General features: G+C 72.7%; 3 protein-coding genes. All 3 read left to right on the forward strand.

The features are described 5' to 3' along the window. Positions 1–142 precede the first annotated feature (142 nt). Genes E1258_RS32475 through E1258_RS32485 form a run of 3 tightly spaced genes read left to right on the forward strand, consistent with a single transcriptional unit; the run spans position 143 to position 1,524 of the window. Entirely contained in the window at positions 143–565 is a 423-nt protein-coding gene (locus E1258_RS32475) for a roadblock/LC7 domain-containing protein (protein WP_132407788.1), read from the forward strand. Further along, positions 555–941 (forward strand): DUF742 domain-containing protein, encoded by a 387-nt coding sequence (locus E1258_RS32480; RefSeq protein WP_132407790.1) that lies wholly within the window; start codon positions 555–557, stop codon positions 939–941. The genes E1258_RS32475 and E1258_RS32480 overlap by 11 nt, the downstream gene beginning before the upstream one ends. Continuing rightward, positions 922–1,524, forward strand: coding sequence for an ATP/GTP-binding protein (locus tag E1258_RS32485; RefSeq protein WP_132407792.1), 603 nt, complete (start codon positions 922–924; stop codon positions 1,522–1,524). Before E1258_RS32480 ends, E1258_RS32485 begins: the two co-directional genes overlap by 20 nt. Positions 1,525–1,702 lie beyond the last annotated feature (178 nt).

Here is a 1,702-nt window from a genome sequence, read left to right on the forward strand (position 1 = left end):
CCCCCGTGCCGTCCGCCCCGGCCACCGCCGGCCCGACCAACCCCACCGGTTCCGCCTCGACCCGCGCCGCCGACACCGCGCCGGAACCGGGCGCCCCAGCGGCGCCCCCGCAAGCCCCGACCGTGACTGAGAGGGACGCCTAGTGGTGTACACGACGAAGCCGAACGTCGATCTCGACTGGTTGCTCGACGAGCTGGTGGAACGGGTGCCTGCCGCCCGCGAGGCGGTGGTGCTGTCGGCGGACGGGCTCCTGCTCGGGGCCTCCGCCGACCTCGACCGTACCGATGCCGAGCACCTCTGCGCTCTGGCCTCCGGCTTCTCCAGCCTGGCCAAGGGCGCCAGCCGGCACCTCGCCGCCGGCGGGGTGCGGCAGACGGTGGTGGAGATGGAGTCGGCGTATCTCTTCGTCACCGCCGCCGGGCAGGGTGCGTGCCTCGCGGTCGTCGCCGAGGCCGACGCGGACATCGGCCTGGTGGCCTACGAGATGGCGATGCTGGTGATCAGGGTGGGCGAGAACCTGACCGCGCCGATTCGGTCCGGCTCGGGTGGGGCAGATGCGGGCTGAGTCGCCGGGGCCGCAGCACGAGTGGCTGGACGGCGACGCCGGCCCGGTCGTCCGCCCGTACACCCTGACCGGCGGGCGGGTCCGGCCGTCGGTCGGCCTCGACCTGGTCGCGTTCGTGCTCGCCCGCCGGGGCGCGGACCTGGTGGCCCATTCCCGGCTGCACCCCGAACACCGCCGCCTGGTGGAGCTCGCCCGGCGGCCGGTGCCGGTCGCCGAACTGGCCGTCGAGCTGGACCTCGCGGTGGGTGTGGTCCGGGTGCTCGTCGGCGACCTGCTCGCCCGCGGCCTGGTCTCCGTGTACGAGCCGGCCGGCACCGCGTTCCTTCCCGACGACAACATTCTCAAGGCGGTGGTCAATGGACTCCGTGCGCTATGACCGTGACGGATCCGGGGCGAGAATCCCGCTGGCCCTGAAGATCCTCATCGCCGGCGGCTTCGGCGCCGGCAAGACCACGCTGGTGAGCGCCTTGAGCGAGGTCCGACCCCTCCAGACCGAGGAGGTCCTCACCGGGGCCGGCATCGGTGTTGACGACCTCTCCGGCGTGGAGGGCAAATCCACCACCACGGTGGCGATGGACTTCGGCCGGATCACCATCAACGAGGACCTTCAGGTCTACCTGTTCGGCACCCCGGGCCAGGACCGGTTCTGGTTCCTCTGGGACGAGCTGGCCTTCGGGGCGCTCGGCGCGGTGGTGCTCGCCGACACCCGCCGGCTGGCCGACTGCTTCCCGTCGATCGACTACTTCGAGCAGCGGAACATCCCGTTCGTGGTCGGGGTGAACTGTTTCGACGACGGCCGCCGGTTCAGCCTGGACGCCGTCCGCCACGCGCTGGACCTGGACCCGGACGTGCCGCTGGTGTTCTGCGACGCCCGGGACCGGCAGTCGGGCAAGCTGGTGCTGGTCTCCCTGGTCGAGCACGTCGCCCGGCAGCGGGGCGAACCGGTGCCGGTGGCCTGATCCGCGCCGGCCCGGTCGCCTGCGCGACCGGGCCCGAGGTGGGTCGGGTCCGACCCGCGAGAACCAGGGCTGGCCCGGCGGGACCGGGGAAAGCTCTGGGGTGATCGACACGGACAGCGGCGGAAGGCGGATCGGGTGATCGGGCAGCAGGCGATCGTCCACATCGGGGGCTACACGG

The sequence above is a fragment of the Micromonospora sp. KC207 genome (genome assembly GCF_004348615.1).
Taxonomy (GTDB): domain Bacteria; phylum Actinomycetota; class Actinomycetes; order Mycobacteriales; family Micromonosporaceae; genus Micromonospora.

Coding starts and splice junctions, on each gene's coding strand:
- E1258_RS32480 (WP_132407790.1), top strand. CDS start 555: ATGCGGGCTGAGTCGCCGGGGCCGCAGCACGAGTGGCTGGACGGCGAC.
- E1258_RS32485 (WP_132407792.1), top strand. CDS start 922: ATGGACTCCGTGCGCTATGACCGTGACGGATCCGGGGCGAGAATCCCG.